General features: G+C 44.8%; 1 pseudogene. It reads right to left on the bottom strand.

The features are described 5' to 3' along the window. A pseudogene (locus tag A3773_RS17190) lies at positions 1-249 on the bottom strand (methyl-accepting chemotaxis protein); the annotation flags it as partial. Positions 250-268: the final 19 nt, after the last annotated feature.

The raw sequence follows: 268 nt of genomic DNA on the forward strand, positions 1-268 counted from the left end.
TTCTGTTGCCTCAGTGCTTCCCCAACCCATTAATGCTGATAGGTCGTCAGTACTGTCATCACTGCCCGTATTGGATGCTTGCCATGCGGGTAATTGAGAGAAAAGGGTGACTTGATTAATCAGTTTTTGGTTTGCTTCGCTCACTATCTTACCGTTATCTGAAGAAGGGTTGTTCAAATAATCTTTAGCGGCTTGCTGTAACGAAGATAGCGCCGTGAAGAGATTGCCTTGAGCAGTAAGATAGCGCATGACTAAGTCGCTCTTTATG

The sequence above is a fragment of the Neptuniibacter pectenicola genome (assembly GCF_001597735.1).
Taxonomy (GTDB): Bacteria; Pseudomonadota; Gammaproteobacteria; order Pseudomonadales; family Balneatricaceae; genus Neptuniibacter; species Neptuniibacter pectenicola.